General features: G+C 58.0%; 14 protein-coding genes. 7 read left to right on the top strand and 7 right to left on the bottom strand.

Annotated features, from left to right (window positions below; translation table 11 throughout):
• Positions 1 to 41 precede the first annotated feature (41 nt).
• The 6 genes from Q666_RS59430 (at position 42) to Q666_RS59405 (ending at position 5,592) form a co-directional block, all read left to right on the top strand.
• Positions 42 to 848 carry an ATP-binding cassette domain-containing protein gene (locus tag Q666_RS59430; protein WP_023000114.1) on the top strand — a complete coding sequence of 269 codons (807 nt, stop codon included), beginning with the start codon at positions 42 to 44 and terminating at the stop codon, positions 846 to 848.
• A 14-nt stretch (positions 849 to 862) separates the two neighbouring features.
• Positions 863 to 2,110, top strand: a complete 1,248-nt coding sequence (locus Q666_RS59425) for a hypothetical protein (protein WP_023000113.1) — start codon at positions 863 to 865, stop codon at positions 2,108 to 2,110.
• Between the two features lie 27 nt (positions 2,111 to 2,137).
• Positions 2,138 to 2,866: an SDR family oxidoreductase gene (locus tag Q666_RS59420; protein WP_023000112.1), complete on the top strand. Its 729-nt coding sequence runs from the start codon at positions 2,138 to 2,140 to the stop codon at positions 2,864 to 2,866.
• Between the two features lie 3 nt (positions 2,867 to 2,869).
• Positions 2,870 to 4,486 (top strand): FGGY-family carbohydrate kinase, encoded by a 1,617-nt coding sequence (locus Q666_RS59415; RefSeq protein ID WP_023000111.1) that lies wholly within the window; start codon positions 2,870 to 2,872, stop codon positions 4,484 to 4,486.
• A 32-nt stretch (positions 4,487 to 4,518) separates the two neighbouring features.
• On the top strand, positions 4,519 to 5,172 hold the full coding sequence (gene fsa, locus Q666_RS59410) for a fructose-6-phosphate aldolase (protein WP_023000110.1): 654 nt from the start codon (positions 4,519 to 4,521) through the stop codon (positions 5,170 to 5,172).
• 126 nt (positions 5,173 to 5,298) lie between these two features.
• A complete protein-coding gene (locus tag Q666_RS59405; RefSeq protein WP_023000109.1) occupies positions 5,299 to 5,592 on the top strand; it encodes a hypothetical protein in 294 nt (97 codons plus the stop codon).
• Between the two features lie 27 nt (positions 5,593 to 5,619).
• On the opposite strand, the gene Q666_RS59400 is transcribed toward Q666_RS59405, so the two are convergent.
• From Q666_RS59400 to Q666_RS65230, 7 genes are all read right to left on the bottom strand, one after another.
• Entirely contained in the window at positions 5,620 to 6,303 is a 684-nt protein-coding gene (locus Q666_RS59400) for a hypothetical protein (protein ID WP_023000108.1), read from the bottom strand.
• A 318-nt stretch (positions 6,304 to 6,621) separates the two neighbouring features.
• Entirely contained in the window at positions 6,622 to 8,133 is a 1,512-nt protein-coding gene (locus Q666_RS59395; protein ID WP_208993872.1) for a caspase family protein, read from the bottom strand.
• Between the two features lie 324 nt (positions 8,134 to 8,457).
• Entirely contained in the window at positions 8,458 to 9,798 is a 1,341-nt protein-coding gene (locus tag Q666_RS59390; protein WP_031269001.1) for an HlyD family type I secretion periplasmic adaptor subunit, read from the bottom strand.
• A gap of 42 nt (positions 9,799 to 9,840) precedes the next feature.
• Complete coding sequence (locus Q666_RS59385) at positions 9,841 to 11,802, bottom strand: type I secretion system permease/ATPase (RefSeq protein WP_023000105.1); 1,962 nt, start codon at positions 11,800 to 11,802, stop codon at positions 9,841 to 9,843.
• A gap of 12 nt (positions 11,803 to 11,814) precedes the next feature.
• On the bottom strand, positions 11,815 to 13,779 hold the full coding sequence (locus tag Q666_RS59380) for a hypothetical protein (RefSeq protein ID WP_152533449.1): 1,965 nt from the start codon (positions 13,777 to 13,779) through the stop codon (positions 11,815 to 11,817).
• 212 nt (positions 13,780 to 13,991) lie between these two features.
• Entirely contained in the window at positions 13,992 to 14,744 is a 753-nt protein-coding gene (locus Q666_RS59375; RefSeq protein ID WP_023000103.1) for a hypothetical protein, read from the bottom strand.
• 137 nt (positions 14,745 to 14,881) lie between these two features.
• A complete protein-coding gene (locus Q666_RS65230; RefSeq protein WP_023000102.1) occupies positions 14,882 to 15,607 on the bottom strand; it encodes a hypothetical protein in 726 nt (241 codons plus the stop codon).
• Positions 15,608 to 16,337: 730 nt separating this feature from the next.
• On the opposite strand from Q666_RS65230, the gene Q666_RS66615 reads away from it, so the two are divergent.
• On the top strand, positions 16,338 to 17,057 hold the full coding sequence (locus Q666_RS66615; protein WP_023000101.1) for a response regulator transcription factor: 720 nt from the start codon (positions 16,338 to 16,340) through the stop codon (positions 17,055 to 17,057).
• The last annotated feature ends 2 nt before the right edge of the window (positions 17,058 to 17,059 follow it).

The raw sequence follows: 17,059 nt of genomic DNA, 5'->3' as shown, positions 1-17,059 counted from the left end.
GCGGCCATCCAGAGGACCCAGAAAACCATGAGCCGGACAAGATGACCGCCACTTCTCCCCAATCCGCCACGGATCGGCAGCCGATCCTGAGCCTCAAGGGCATTTCGAAGAACTTCGGCGCGGTGTCGGCATTGACCGATATCGAGCTGGACGTCCATCCAGGTGAAGTCGTTGCCCTTGTCGGTGACAACGGCGCCGGAAAATCGACCCTCATCAAGGTGCTCTCCGGCGTTCACGCGCCGACTTCCGGCACCATTCACTTCGAAGGCAAGCCGGTGACGATGCACGGGCCGAGCGACGCCCTGCACCTTGGCATCGCAACCGTGTTTCAGGATCTCGCCCTGTGCGAGAACCTCGACGTCGTTGCCAACATCTTCCTGGGCCAGGAACGCAGTCCCTGGCATCTGGATGAAGTGGCCATGGAAGTCCGCTCCTGGGAGCTGCTCAACGAGCTGGCGGCCCGAATTCCAAGCGTGCGCGAACCGATCGCCTCGCTGTCCGGCGGCCAGCGCCAGACCGTCGCCATTGCCCGGTCCCTGCTGCTCAACCCGAAGATCATCATGCTGGACGAGCCGACCGCCGCCCTTGGCGTTGCCCAGACGGCGGAAGTGCTCAACCTGGTGGAGCGGGTCCGCGACAAGGGCCTTGGCGTCATCATGATCTCCCACAACATGGAAGACGTGCGCGCGGTCGCAGACCGCATCGTGGTGCTGCGGCTCGGCCGCAACAACGGTGTGTTCTCGCCGCAATCGTCCAACGAGGAACTGGTCGGAGCCATTACCGGCGCAACCGACAATGCCGTCACCCGCCGCGCCAGCAAACGGGCGGCCGCAAGCGCCATGGCATAAACAAGGAAACCACCATGAACGGCTCCGCTCCCGAACCCCGGCTGCTCGACCGCAGCGATACGCGCGTCAAGCATGCCAGCAGCCTGACCGACGTCATCAGCGCCTTCATCGATCGTGTGAAGGCAGGCGACCTTGGCTCCCTGCCCGTCATTGTCGGCCTCATCGTCATCTGGACGGTCTTCACCATTCTCAATCCGCTGTTCGTTACGCCGAACAACCTTGTGAACCTCTTGTTCGACTGCTCGACAGTCGGCGTCATCGCGCTCGGCATCGTCTGCGTACTGATGCTCGGCGAGATCGACCTCTCGGTCGGCTCCATGAGCGGCGTCGGCTCGGCCCTGATCGGCGTGCTCTGGGTCAATCAGGGTGTTCCCCTGCCACTGGCGATCCTGGCGGCGCTCAGCACCGGCGCGGTCATCGGCTCGGTCTATGCATTGCTGCGCACTCAGCTTGGCATGCCCAGCTTCGTCTCGACCCTCGCCGGTCTGCTGGCGCTTCTCGGCCTGCAGCTCTACATGCTCGGCTCCACCGGCTCCATCAACCTGCCCTACGGTTCCTGGATGGTGAACTTCGGCCAGCTTCTGATGATGCCGGCCTGGGCCTCTCACGCAGTCGCACTGTTGCCTGGTGTCGCCATACTCGTGATGGGAATTCGCAACCGGCGCCAGCGCCAGGCAGCCAATCTCTCCGTTGGCTCTGTTGGCGGGCTTGTGTTCAAGGCGTTGCTCACCACCATCGCCTTCGAAGCCGCCGTCTTCTATCTGAACCTCGGTCGCGGCGTGCCCTGGATGTTCGGCCTCTTCGCCCTGCTCGTCGTTGTCATGAACTATGTCTTCACACGCACCCAGTGGGGGCGGTCCGTGAAGGCAGTCGGCGGCAACGCGGAGGCTGCGCGCAGAGCCGGCATCAATGTCACCTTCACCTACCTCACGTCCTTTGCGCTATGCTCGCTGCTGGCGGCCCTCGGCGGTGTCCTGTCTTCCGCACGGCTCGCCTCCGCCAGTCAGCAGGCAGGCACCGGTGACGTCAACCTCAATGCTATCGCAGCCGCCGTTATCGGTGGAACCAGCCTGTTCGGCGGACGCGGGTCGGCATGGTCGGCGCTGCTCGGCATCATCGTCATCCAGTCGATCTCCAACGGGCTGACGCTTTTGAACATGTCGTCCTCGCTCCGCTACATGATCACCGGCTGCGTGCTCGCCATCGCCGTCATCGTCGACAGTCTCGCCCGCCAGAGCCGCGTCTCTCACGGCCGCGCCTGACCGGATTTCAATTCAAGGATTTCGAACATGACCGATGAACTCAAAGGCAAGGTCGCGGCCATTACCGGTGCCGCGTCCGGGATCGGCCTGGAATGCGCCAGGAGCCTGCTTGCAGCCGGCTGCCGGGTGGTCCTGATCGACCGAGCCGAAGACAGACTGAACGCGATCTGCCAGGAGCTCGGGCCGGACGCCATTCCACTGGTGGTCGACCTGATGGACGGGCCCGCAGTTGATGGCATGCTGGACCGGATCGTGGAAAAGACCGGACACCTCGACATCTTTCACGCCAACGCGGGAGCCTATGTCGGCGGCAGCGTCGTCGACGGCGACCCGGACCAGTGGGACAAGGTGCTCAATCTCAACATCAATGCCGCGTTCCGCTCCATTCGCGCCGTGTTGCCGCATATGGTGGAACGCAAGACCGGCGACATCATCGTCACCAGTTCCATCGCCGGCCTTGTGCCGGTCGTCTGGGAGCCGATCTATACCGCCTCGAAATTTGCCGTGCAGGCCTTCGTTCACACGGTACGGCGCCAGGTCGCCGAACACGGGGTGCGCGTTGGAGCAGTCGCGCCGGGACCTGTGGTTACAGCCCTTCTCGATGACTGGCCCAAGGCAAAGATGGACGAAGCCCTTGCCAACGGCAGCCTGATGCAGCCCCGGGAAGTCGCTGATGCCGTCCTGTTCATGCTCAGCCGCCCGCGCGGCGTCACCATCAGGGACCTTGTCATTCTGCCGCAAAGTGTGGACCTTTGAGGCATGAGCAAATTTCTGATTGGTATTGATGTCGGCACAGGCAGTGCCAGGGCTGGTCTGTTCGACCAGTCCGGCGATCTGGTTGCATCGGCAAAACGTGACATCGCCCTCTTCAACCGGGGGCCAAACCTTTACGAACAATCTTCCAACGACATCTGGCAAGCCGTGGCCGCCACCGTACGCGAAGCGGTTGGCACGGCCGGGATCGATCCGGGCGATGTGGCCGGGATCGGCATGGACGCCACCTGTTCGCTGGTGGTCATCGGCCCGCAAGGCAGCCCGCTGCCGGTGGGTGATACGGACCATCCGGAGCGCAACATAATCGTCTGGATGGATCACCGCGCCCTTGACCAGGCCGAACGCATCAACGCCGGTGGCCACGACGTGCTGCGCTATGTCGGTAGCCAGATTTCACCGGAAATGGAAACTCCGAAGCTGCTCTGGCTGAAAGAGAACCGGCCAGAGATCTTCGGCAAAGCCGAGCATTTTTTCGACCTGACCGATTTCCTGACATGGCGGGCAACCGGTAGCCTTGCCCGGTCCATCTGCACGGTTACCTGCAAATGGACCTACCTTGGTCATGAACGCCGCTGGGACGCCGATTATTTCCAGTCCATCGGTCTTGCCGAACTCTGCGCGAATGATTTTGACCGCATCGGCACCACCATTGTCGATGCGGGAACGGCTCTGGGCAACGGACTGACGGCAGAAGCGGCGGCAGACCTGGGTCTGCGTGAAGGGACACCCGTTGCTGCCGGGCTGATCGATGCTCATGCGGGCGGTGTCGGCACGGTCGGGTGGCAGGACCAGACAGAGGCGGGATCGGCGACAAGCCGGATGGCCTATGTCTTCGGCACCTCCGCCTGCACCATGACCTCGACAACAGAACCTGCCTTCGTGCCAGGCGTCTGGGGACCTTATTTCTCCGCGATGGTTCCAGGCCTCTGGCTGAACGAGGCGGGCCAGTCGGCGGCAGGTGCCGCCATCGACCATCTGGTCCGTTTCCACCCGGCCTCCACTGATGCCCTCAAGCAGGCAAAGGAAGCAGGTCTCGGCCTCAACCAGTGGCTTGCTGCGGAAGCCGAGCGGCTTGCACCGGAGGGGACAGACATTTCAAGGCTGGCAGACGGGCTGCATGTGGTGCCTGAATTTCTCGGCAACCGCGCACCGTTTGCCGATCCGGAAGCAAAGGCCGTCATTGCAGGCCTCGATATGGACACATCTATCGCCGCTCTCGTCAGGCTCTATGTCGCGGGCATCTGCGGTCTCGGATACGGCCTCAGACAGATTGTCGAGGCGCAGTCCGCAAAGGGCATCCGGACGGACACCATCGTCGTCAGTGGCGGTGCGGGCCAGAGCCCTTTGGTGCGTCAGCTTCTGGCCGATGCCACGGGCCTCGTGATCGCCGCTCCCAAAACCGTGGAACCGGTCCTTCTCGGCTCGGCCATGCTCGGCGCTGTCGCTGGTGGCCTGCAAAAGGACATTCCGGCCGCCATGGCCGCCATGTCGGCAGCCGGCGAAACCTATGCACCCGGCGGCGCCGAGGCCACATCCTACCACAACAAGCGGTACGAGGCTTTCGAGCTGCTGCAGCAGGCCGCCCGCAAGATCCGCGGATAACGCTGCCCGCCATTCCAAACGGAAAGAGAGACATGAAGTTTTTTGTCGACACGGCGGATGTCAGCGACATCCGCGACCTCACAGAACTCGGCCTTATCGATGGTGTTACCACCAACCCGTCCCTGATCCTCAAGTCCGGCAGGGACATCACCGAAGTGACCCGCGAGATCTGCTCCATTGTCGAAGGTCCGGTTTCGGCCGAAGTCACGGCGACCGAGTTCGAGGCAATGGTGCGGGAAGGCAAGACCCTTGCAAGGATCGCCCCCAACATCTGCATCAAGCTGCCGCTGACGCTGGATGGTCTAAGAGCCTGCCGTGCACTGACTGCCGAAGGGTTCAAGACCAACGTCACCTTGTGCTTTTCCGCCAATCAGGCGTTGCTGGCGGCCAAGGCCGGAGCAACCTTCATTTCCCCGTTCATTGGCCGACTGGACGATATGGTCATGGACGGAATGGAGCTGATCCGCGAGATCCGGCAGATCTACGACAATTACGGCTTTGAGACCGAAATTCTTGCCGCCTCGATCCGAACGGTCAATCACGTCAAGGAAGCCGCGTTGATCGGCGTCGATGTGGCAACCGTGCCGCCGGCAACGATCAAGGCGCTGGTCAAGCACCCGTTGACCGACAAGGGACTGGAGCAGTTCCTTGCGGACTGGGCAAAGACCGGCCAGACCATCGCCTGATCGACTGAAGAGTACGCACAGGCAACTTGCCGGTTCCACCCATGGGCGGAGCCGGTCAATCCACTCGAATTGAACCCGATGACGGTTCGGGCGTTTCCAATGGAGAGACATCCATTGGAGGATAGTATGCGCCCGCACGAAAATGTCCGGACGATAGCAGCCCTAGCCACCGCACTGACCCTTGTGTGCGGCACCGCTCTTGCAGACGACAAGAGCGGCGACTGCAAGGTTGAACCCGGCGCAAAGTCGCAAGACAGGGTTCCCACCGACACTGAAGAAACTGCCAGCCTCTCTGACTGCGACGGTGTTTTGACGCCAGCCCCGGTCGGAGACCGCGAGCTTGTCGAACCTGCCCCCGATGTCGGTGAAACGCCGGTCATCGCACCGGAGGAGATCCCGGATCAGCAGCCGGCGGACTGAGGCGACCGCCAGCCAGATCGATGATACTTAAGACCGCAGCAAACGCTTGGTGGACCCGACAGCGGTTGCGATCTGGGAATAATGCGTTTTGCGCTTTTCCGAGTTTCCGGCCGAACGCAGCAGCTTGGTGACGCTCTCGTCGATGGCTTCCGATGCTTCACGGCGAGCCTGCTCGAGATTGGCCGTGGAAACGGCCCGGTAGGTACGCTGACCCACTGCGGCGCGCGGAGCGCTCCGGTCCTGGTATTTTGAGACAATGCCATCGAGCTTTCGGGAAAGGCTCCGCAATTCCCGCGCCGCGTCGCGATAGTTTGGCCGGTTTTCAATTGTCGAGGCGGCGCGCCCCAGAACATTCCTCAAACAGTCGAAGCGGTATTCGGGCCGGATGGAATTGCGGCACTCGTTGCTGCCGTTCTGGATTATCCAGATGACACCGCGGGTGACCCTTTCGTCGAGATCATAGGATGCGCTCAGCTTCGGGTCGCGTTCCTGCCGATCGACATCATAGGAAGGGCCAGACGGCTCGCTGCTCATGGAAGAGCTGTACTGGGCAAGCAGAAGCTCCTCCAGAACCGAACCCAATGGATCTGCCGGCGCAAGCGACTGGCCACCCGGCACGGCGACCGCATAAGCAGGCACACTGGCAGCCGTCACAACTTGTCCGGCGAGCACGGCAACGGCCACACCTGCGCAAAACCTGTTTCCAAACATGACTTCCTCCAATCAACTATTCAAACACATCGAACAAATCACCAGAGACAACTGATCGAACCGGGCAGCAATCACGATTGGCGCGACACCTGCTATCGGAAAAGCAGCAAAAATCTGCAATATGACTTAGAAAAACGTCTGCACTGTCTACATTGAAATCAGGGATTGATATTTCCCGAAATGTTTCTTTTGATTGTTCTTTTTCAATTTTAACCCCTTGGAATAAAAGAACAAGTCAAAAATTACCCTGCGTCACGCAACACGCAACAAAGGCTTTGGAAGGTGGAAATCGATCTCAGCCGGAAAACGCTTTGGCCCCTATTCGGAAAGCCCGTAAGCTTTGCGCAGACCTCTCTGGGTCTGCGGGCCGAACTGGCCGTCAATGGTCCCGGTATAGAAAGAGCGTTCTGAAAGTTTCCGTTGAAGGGAGCGCCGTGTCGTGGCCTTGAACATCTTCGGGTTTTCCGAGAGCTGGCTCAGAACTTCCTCGTTGCCGGATCTCAAGGCGCGATAAAGATATTCTGCCGCATCGTCCGGTTCCTTGCCATCGACCACGCCGTCATCGATCAGAGCTGCGTAATTGAACATTGCTTCCGGGTGCCGCTGATCGGCAGCCTTTCCGAACAGCTCGATTGCCTTTTTCGGATCACGCGCGATCCCCAGGCCACCCTGATAATAAAGGAACCCGAGATCGTTGATGGCATCCGCAAAGCCCTCGTCTGCGGACTTGCGAAACAGTTCCAATGCCTTTTCGACATCCTGTTCGACGCCAATGCCGCGCTCATACATGCGGGCAAGCTCGAACATGGCTTCAGGATCACCCGCTTCCGATGCGGTTTCCAGGAATGCTGCCGCACGGGAGGGATCGTAGCGGTCCTCGCTCGGGTTGAGGCGCATGTAGGCAAGGCCTTTCAGCGCCCTGCTGTCGCCCTCCCTTGCCGCCACCTGCAACTGCTCTTCCTGGCTGACTTCAAGGCGCCCCCAGGCGTTAAGACGGTCTGCCGCCGCAAGCACGTTGACCTCCTGGCTGCCGCCCGCAAGGAAGTAGGGTTTGCCGGACAGTGAGCCGTAGGTGTGCGGCTCCTGCGCGTTGGCAGTGGCTTTCAGCACGGAATCGCGCACCTGCCGGAAGGCAAGGCCTATTTCCAGATCCCTGATCTTCAAGGTCTGGGCCAGTGCCGATGCAAACGGACTGTTTTCACCTGCCCCATCCAGTGCAACGGCTCCTGCCTCGGCGGCGTAGGCCACCAGCGTGCCGCGTTCGGGAGAAGGTGCTGCCAGCCCGCGGCCGTAAGCCCCCTGATTTACGGTGAGCGTTTCCTGCCCGCCCACATCGGCAAACGGGTCGTTCCGGCAGGAATCCAGGATCACGATCCTGAGCTGCCGGGCCTTGTCGACCGCTTCCAGAATGTCATCGAGAGAAATCGAGGTATCGGCAACCTGCTGCCGGCTGCCGGCCTTGGCGTCGGAGGGAACCAGGAAATTGCGTCCGCCGACTTCGATCCCGTGTCCGGCAAAATAGACGAGAGCCACATCCGCCGTTTCCGCCTCGAAGGCGAAACGGTCCAGAAGTTCCCGGAACTCCGCAAGCCCGATGTTGAAATGCTCGGACACTTCGAAATTCAGCTCGTTCAAGGTGTCCGAAATCAGCTTGCCGTCATTGGTGGTGTTGCTCAGATCGGGAGCGTTCTCATAGCCCGCAATGCCGACCACAAGCGCCATGCGCCGTTCCGCGAACGGGTCCGTCGCCGCGTGAGCTGACAGGCCCGTCAGCACCAGAAACACCACAACAGACCAGACAGCCAATCCGTTGATTTTAAAAGTCTTCAACAGCAGTTCGACCCGGTTTCGCATTGGCGCAATCACATGAAAACCCTGTTTCCGGCTTGGTACAAGTCCTGGAAACACCGCTTTCATAATTGGCGGATTACCTTGCGAAAACAACCCCTCTTTTCGCAGCGTCACCTGACTGCTGCTGTGCCCCTCCGACCGGTACAATCCCAAAAAAGCGGCCGGTCCGCGACTAACGAACCGGCCAAGGCGGACATTGCCTGAAGACCACATCAGACAATCCGGGTTGATCAGCCACCGCATGCAATTCCGCGCAATCTTGCACTGAAAAGCCGCCGCGGACCGTAAAATGCGTCCAGTTGCCTACTCCTCCCGGAAGGCACGTGACATGCTGTCGACGATCGGCTTGGTCAGATACTGCATGAAGGTTCGCTCGGCCGTCTGGATCATGATTTCCGCAGGCATGCCCGGGGTCGGAACGAAGTTCAGCACCCTTGTCAGTTCGCCCGGTGAGATATCGATGCGAGTGACGTAAACTTCACGCATGATGCCCGTACTGTTGTCGGTGATTGCATCTGCAGACACATATTGCACTTCGCCTTCCAGCACCGGAGTGGTGCGTTGATTGAGGGCGGACAGGCGAACAGTGGCCTGCTGGCCGATATGGACGCTGTCGATATCGGTTCGCGAAATCAGTGCCTCGATGATCAGTGGTGCGTCGGACGGCAGAATCTCGACAATCGTCTTGCCGCTTTCGATAACCCCACCGGCTGTGTGGTAGTGCATGCGTACGATGGTGCCCGAAACCGGTGCCTGAATGACGGCACGTTCAAGAACGTTGCGCGCCTTGCGGGACTGCTCTCTTGCCGCATCCAGTTCGGCCTCGATCGATTGCAGGTCATCAAGCACCTTCTCGTTATAGGCAGCCCGTGTCTGCTTGACCTGTTCCTGGTGTTGCAGGACCTGGGCATTGGCCTCCTGCATGGACGATGCCAGCCTCCCGATCTGCCCTTCCGCTTCTGCGATCGCCCTTTCCAGTGCATTCAGGGTCGGCTTCAGAAGAAGGCCTTTTTCGAAGAGAAGTTTCTTGCCCGTGTGTTCTTCCTGCAGGATCGCAAGCTGCCTGATCATGGCATCATGCTGTTCACGGTAGCCGTCGCGTCGGTGCTGAAGGGATTCGATCGTGCTCTCCAGAATCCTGATATCGCTCGTCAGCTTGGCCTGGGATCCGATGAAACTCAGCTTCTGGCCGGCGATGATGGTGGCAATTTCCTCATCGTCCTTCAGGTCCAGCAATGTTTGCGGGAATTCCACCTCCTTCAGCCAGAGATATTCGGCGCGCAGACGGGCGTTGATCGCCTCCAGCCGCGCCAGCTTGAGTCCCAGCTGTCGTTCGTTTGCGGATGCGACGGTTTCGTCGAGACGAACAATCGGATCGCCTTTTTGAACGCGCTCGCCTTCCTGCACCAGGATCTCCTTCACGATCCCGCCTTCGTAGTGCTGAATCTGCTTGTTCTGTCCGGTTGCGACAAAGGTTCCGCTTGAAATCACGGCGGCTGCCAACGGCGCGGTAAAGGACCAGGCGGCAAAGCCTCCTATGAAGAAGACCAGCATGAAAACGCCGATCAGCGTGTGCCAGAAAATCGATCTCGGCACTGCCGAATACCAGTCCATCGGTTCGTGATGTGTCAGAGCGTTGCTCATCTTTTCCCCCTGGCTTGAGCCGTCCCTGGCGGCTGCCAACGCTTATCCTTGTTGCTGAACCACTCTTTGTTTCTTCCGGTCGGCAAGGAGTTCCAGCACCTCGTTGCGGAAACCGAACATGCTGATGGAGCCGTCGGCCAGAACGAGGATCCGGTCGACACATTTCAGCAGGGACGGCTTTTGCGTGATCGCGACGACGGTGATGCCTTCGGCCTTGGCATGTGCCATTGCCCGTGCAAGCGCTTCGTCGCCATTGGTGTCCAGATTTGAGTTGGGTTCGTCCAGAACGACGAAACGTGGATTGCCGAAGAACGCCCTGGCAAGCGCGATACGCTGCTTCTGACCGCCTGACAGCGGTGCACCGTCGGCCGCGACGACCGTTTCATAGCCGTGGGCCAATTCGGAAATCATGGCGTGCACGTCGGCCAGACAGGCAGCTTCGTAGATCTGCTCGTCCGAAGCATCTTCGCGCATACGGCCGATGTTTTGCTTGATCGTGCCCGGGAAGAGCTGAACGTCCTGCGGCAGATAACCTATGTTCTCACCCAGCTGCCGCTGGTTCCAGTTGCGCAGGTCCATCAGGTCCAGACGCACCGCGCCCGATGTCGGCAGGATGGATCCCACCAGCATCTTGCCGAGTGTGGTTTTTCCGGCTCCCGAGTTGCCGATGATCGCAAGAGAGTCTCCGGCTTTCAGCGAGAAGGTGATGCTGTTGAGCACGACCCGCTTGGTCCCCTGGGGCACGTAGAGCAGGCGTTCGACATCAAGCCGGCCTTGCGGCTTGGGCAGAACGAGACGTTCGGAATTGAGCGGCGAGGATTTCAGCAGTGTCGAGATCCGGCCATAGGAATTGCGCGACAGCAGATACTGGTTCCAGCCTTCGATCGCGCCCTCGATGGGCGACAGAGCCCGGCCACCGATAATGGAGGCGGCAATCACCATGCCCCCGGTCAGTTCACCCTGGATGGCAAGGAAGGATCCCCACCCGAGCATCGCCACCTGCGTCAGAAGCCGGACCGCCTTGGTGATGGAGGCCGAAACAATGTTTCTGTCCTGCGCACTGACCTGAGCGCGCAGCGAAGCAGCCGTATCGCGCCCCCACAGGTGAACCGCTTCCGGGATCATGGCCAGGGCGTTGATGATCTGCGAATTCCTGGACATGGCATCCAGATGCAGGTTCGCCTTGCTCTGGTTCTGGTTGGCATCGCTGAAATGCCGGGATGTGATCTTCTGGTTGATCACCGCGATCACGAGCAGGATCACACAGGTGCCACCGACAATCATCCCGAGGTGCGGATGAATGAGGTAGATCGCGACCAGGAAAAGCGGCGCGAAGGGACCGTCCAGAAATGCCATCATGGTGCCGGACACCAGAAAACCCCGCAATTGCTGTAGGTCGTTCAGGATCTGGTACTCCTTGCCGTTGCTGTTGAGCGAAGCTCGTGCGGCGGCTGCGAGGATGGGTGAACCCAGTTGCGATGCGAGTTCGACCGCCGTGCGCATAAGAATGAAGCGGCGGATGGCATCGAAGGCTGCCTGCAGCAGGACCGCCCCGACGATCACGCCTGTCAGCATGACCAGCGTGTCCAGCGAGCGGCTGGTCAGGACCCGGTCCGAGATCTGGAACAGATAGACCGGAATTGACAGCACAAGCACATTGATGACGCAGGAAAACATCAGCACGATGAGAAGATTGCGCCGAACGGCGGCGACGCCGTTTTCGAGTGCCTTGGAAAGATCGGGCGGTGTCGTCCGTCGGTGGAACTCGGGCTTTTCAGCCTTGGCTTTGCCAGTGCCAGTGCCTGTGCCTGTCCGGGCGGACTTGCCGCCGTCCGCCGGTTTCGCTCTTGCGTCTCCCGACTTCAGGGTTGGTCCGCCCGCAGCGGCTGCTGCCTCTGCGCCGACAAGTCGTGCATCACCCTTTTTCGCATCGGGGCCCAGCACCTGCGGCTCACCCGCCCGGTTCGTCCGCTGCCCATCGGCAACATCATATGAAATGGTCATGAGCTGCCTCCCCTAAGCGACCATTGTCGCCATCGGATCGACACAGACCTCGTCCGGCACCTGGTTCAGGTTGACGGATTCAAGATCGTTGTCACCATTGGTCAGCATGCCGTCGGCCAGGAAGACAACGGCCTCCGACGCAAGACCCGCCCCGCCGTGATCAGGTTGCTCGACATCTGCGGTCAGGATCTCCGCCTGGTAAAGCAAAGCTTCCGAATAGGTGTCGCCACCGACGCGAACAACATTGTCCACGCTGGCTTCCTGGATCACCGCGGCATTGTAGAGAAGGTTTGAATCGCCGTTGATGCTGGTGCCTTCGCTTGAGACATCGACCCCAAGCGTGGCGATGCTGTCGCTGTCGCCCAGGATATTGACCTGTTCGAGGTAATTGATGTCGTAGACATCGCCGGAGATATAAAGAACGTTCAGCTGGTTGAAAGGCGAAGCTTCCCCGCTGAAGAGCCCGGACAGGAAGTCGTCGCCGAGATCCTCTTCACCTGCCGTTGCGAGCCGGTTCGCGCTTGCCGGATCCAGGTCGACGACGGAACTGTTGTAGTTGGAAACGATATAGGCCTCGTTCCAGAGCAGATTGTCGATCTGCCCGTCAGGCATCGGCATGGAAGCGTCTTGTGTACCTTCGGCAATGACCTGATCGAAATTGACCATGACGTTGGTCTGGCTGATCACATTAGCCGAGTAATAGTCGCCTCCGATCAGGATCAGATCGAAAAAGGTGCTCAATTCCGTGAGGTTGAGAGCATTTGTCAGAATATTGCCACCGGACATGATCGTCGTGCCCGAGCCGTCTTCCTGGTAGACGATGGTATCGTTGTCGACGAGGTAGTTCTTCTGAGTCAGCCAGTTCACGAAGGTCATGTCACCGTCGTGGAAGGTGATATTCCAGAGTGAATGATTGCCGACCGGAGCAACATCCATGGGCAGATCCGAACCGGTGTTCATGATCGATGCGATGTTGTAGCTGCCGGTACTCGGATCCGTCGCCCACTGGCCAAGACCCGCCAGATGCGGCGCTGCCAGAACATTTGTCTGGCTGATAATGTCGAGATCGTAATAGTCGCCGGCCACAGCTATGGTCGCGGCCTTGCCCCAGACGTCCACCAGAATGGCCTGATTGATCAGTGTGTTGTTGCCGGCACTGATTTGCAGCGAAGCGGAGGTTCCGGCGGTGTCCACCAGCGAAGCCAACTCGCCTGAGGCGCTTTGCGGTCCCTCGAGCACCACGTCATCGGAGTTCGCTTCGGCGTCATCGTCCGGAGCACGGCCCTTCAAATGCTTGATGACTTCGTCAAGACGGGCGGCTTCCTCGACAACGATACCGTTCTGATAGAGCTGCCCGGTGTCATCTCCGGTTGCCAGAACCTGTTGCCCGACACCGGGAGCGCCGGTTTGCATGGTTTGGGCTGTTTCCGTCCAGGCGGCGACGGTCGCGCTCAGATTGCCAGCCGGATTGTCTGCTTCCGTAAAGCTGAACCTGCCGGTGATCCCGGCAGCCTCCAGCGCATCGAGGAAGGAGATGAGTGATGGTGCTTCGTAATCGAAATGATAGTGGAGACCCGTGTTGGACAGATAGTCGTTGTCCGCCAGCACGTTTTCGGACCGGGACACAACGGCGAAGCTGTTGGGCAGCACTTCGTGCTGGAACGTTATGAAGCGGACACCGCCTGTCAGCGCGATGGTGTAGGGATTGAAAGTCCCCTCAACCGGCGGCGGCATCAGATGTGCCCGCATGCCAATGCCATCCCACTCATAAAAGTTCAGGGCGGCGGGAATGTCGTCGTAGTAGCTGTAACCATCAAATTCGTAATGGATATTCGGATTGAGGTCGAGCAGCTGATAGTCCGGCCAGACTGTCGGCAGCGCCTCCATCGTCTCACCTTGCTCTGCCTGTTCGGCAGCAAGCTGTGCCGCGCGGAATTCAAGATACTCAAGGCGGGCGCGAGCCTCCTCGAGTGACATGGAAAAGCTTCCTACAAAATGCGAAATCGCTTCACGCGTAAGGTCATCATAAAAAAACATGTCAGCCCCCTAATCTGAATGAAGGGTCGTTTTCGCGGTCAAACTCGCGCGAATCTAATAACGAGAGGCCGCGTTCAGCAGGCGCGGAGCAAGTGAGCTCCGCGCCTGCTGCTGTTTTCCGGAATTGAAAATCAATTCAGGAACAAACCGGATCAGCTCAGGGAGCCGAGATCTTCACCGGTCATCAGGCTGTCCATGTTGCCGCCGACAATGGTCATGTCGACAGAGTTGTTCAGGATGTTTTCGCCCTGCACAAGCGTGTTGGTGAATGCCGATGCATCGTTGGAAGCGGATGCTTCAGCCGCATTCATGCCCTGGACGAGCGCATCGTCATCAGCAATGACGCTGACGCTGCCGGAACCGAGGTCATCGATTTCCAGATTGCCTTCCAGGTCGACCGACATGCCATGGAAACCGGCATGACCGAACCAGGTGCCGACATGGCCACCGAATGCCTGCATGTCAGCATCGACGTATGCCGACCCGCTGGAGCCGCCTGCCGAAATACCGTCATCGGTTTCGGCATCGCCACCCTTGGCACTCAGGGTCTGGTTGAAGCCGGCGTTGTTGGTTGCCGTCGTACCGTTGGCCCAGTCGTTGTCTTCCAGCTGGTTGCTGTTGTTGAGCACGACACCGGCATCATTGCCGCCACCATTGAGGGCTTCGTTCAAAATGTCTTCAACGGTGATGTCGTCGCCCGGGCTGTAGTCGATGCCGCCGTTGACGCTCACGAGCATCTCGTCGACTTCAGCGCATTCTTCCAGGTCAATGTCCACGACATCGTCGTCGTCATAAACAAAACCTTCTTCGAAGTTCATCACGACTTCGGCCTTGTTGATGATCTTCGAGTCATCGACTGCATCGAAATCAGAGTAATTGAATTGAGTTCCACGCTTACCAGACATGATAATAGTCCTTGTTCATCGCGGCGAGCCTGGTCTCGCAAGACCGGCGTTCACACCGCATTCTGACTTGGAAACGGGCGCAGCTGGCGTTTCGGAAACAGGTTCGAAACAGAAAACCGCAGCGCCGATCGAACATCTTAGAGCTCGTCCTCACCAACGCTGTCGGTGTAGAGATCACCGCCGACAATCGTCGTGTCGACCGAGTTGTTGAGAATGTTCGCACCCTGCACCAGCTCGTTGACGAACGCTTCGGTTGCGTTGGCGGCATTGGCAGCAGCCATCACTTCACCAATCACCGTCGCATCATCAAGGGCATCCACGGTCATGGACGACCCACCGAAAGCCAGACCGTCATCAGCTTCCGCCGAACCGCCGTTGGCAGTCAGCTTCTGCGTGAAGGACCCTTCATTGGCGACAAAGGTGTCTTTTGCCCAGTCGTTGTCTTCCAGCTGGTTGCTGTTGTTGATTGCAATGCCGGTATCGTTCCCAAGGCCGTTCAGCGCATCATTGAGGACGTCTTCGACCTTGATATCGTCGCCCGGGTCGAAGTCGATATTGCCTTTCGCAATCAGAATGTCCTCGACACTCGCATGGTCGCCGATGTCCAGGTCAATGTTGTCGACGTCCGAAGGACCGTTCTCGAAATCCACATTGATCACGGGATCGAAGTCACTGTCGACATACTTGAACACCTGGTTGTTCACATCCTGGGTGTTGTCGTCGTCCGAGTATTCCCACTCGTAGCTCTTCGAATTGTCGATGTTTATTTCGTGATTATAGTTGGTGTTGTACTCGCTAGAATAAGTCGGATTGAACGACTTATCGATGTTCAGCTCGTTTTTATGCCAAACGTATTCGCTCATGGTTCTGTCCTCAGATCGGACAGCTCGGCAGATCGTCTTCTATCGATTTGCATAGGGCTGTCGTGGTTAAGAGGAGCGTTACCGCCCCAGATCAAATGGAAAATGGCAAAAACAACCACATCAGCTAATCAAAATAGATTTAGCTGTTCCATTTACTCTTCGACTGGAAGTCAAATTTGAGGATTGGGATCCACAAACCGAGGATTTACACAAATACGAGAATCTCCCAGCCGATGAAAACAATGACAGAACAGGGAGATTGCAATAAGCCGGAAATCTTAACTAAACATTTACCATTCAAGTTTCGCGGATATCTAGCGACATAGGTAAATCACGCGAGGTCAAAAAAAGTATTTAATTGCAATATCTTGAAGCAAAATCTGATCCGCGACTAAATCGAATTATTAATATAACCTAAGGTAAGTTTGTTATATACAAGTTATGGGTGAGGAGAAATTCAGACTAGGGGGTCACTGCACAAATCCCTGTTAATACTGCGATTTGGACGGCATGTTCATTTTCCGACAGCCACCCATTTCCCGCACCTATCCTTGGTCTGAACAAACAAGATAAGAAATTTTATTATTTTAAAAACCGCATGGCTAATGCCGACGGCAGAATAAGCCGGATGAATATTTACAAAAACGCTTCTCCCAGGCCCTGTTTCTGGCAATTGCAAGTGAAAGAGAGTCCAAATTAAATTTTATCTTAGTTTGTAGGGGTGACAGTAATGACTAGCGTAAATTACGAGAATAAAGGTTCAATCTATTATATTGGAGCGTCCGAAAAGTTTCCGAAGGAACTGGAGGGAGTAATCGACCGGGAAATAGAAGATGGACGTTTTATCCGTATCACTCAGAAAATCGATCTTTATCGCTCGGAGCGCCGTGGGGAATTTTCAAAACGCCTTTTCCTGATTGACGAAGGCTTCAGCGCGGAGCGCAAGGAAGCTATTGCCTGCCTGCGGAAAAACTTCCCCGAAGCAAACCTCTGCATGCTGATCAATGACGATCTGTCGTTCCCCTCGATCATCAGCGATTATTTCCAGGAAGGCCTGATCAAGAGCGTGCTGCCGATGAACCTTCGGATCGATCTCTGGCTAGGCGCTATCCGTCTCATGCTCAACGGCGGCCATTATCTGCCGGCTGATGCCATCAAGTACATGGGAATGGAAAGGCCTTACGGCGCAGCCCCGGCCATGCATCAGCGCAGGCACCGCAGCCGTACCAGGAACCGCTTCGGCAAGCTGACGAAACGGGAAACCGAAGTTCTATGCCTCATCTCAGAGGGATATCAGAACAAGAACATCGCCGAAAAATTGTCCCTGTCGGAGCACACCATCAAGCTCCATATTCATCACATCATTTCAAAGCTCGGCGTTTCAAACAGAACGGAAGCAGCCGCGATCTACATTCAGACGGAACAACGACCACCCAACCTAGAGGCCTGAAG

Origin of the sequence: Labrenzia sp. C1B70, assembly GCF_000475395.1 — a bacterium.
Classification (GTDB): domain Bacteria; phylum Pseudomonadota; class Alphaproteobacteria; order Rhizobiales; family Stappiaceae; genus Roseibium; species Roseibium algicola.
This window is presented reverse-complemented; position numbering and strand designations above follow the sequence as displayed.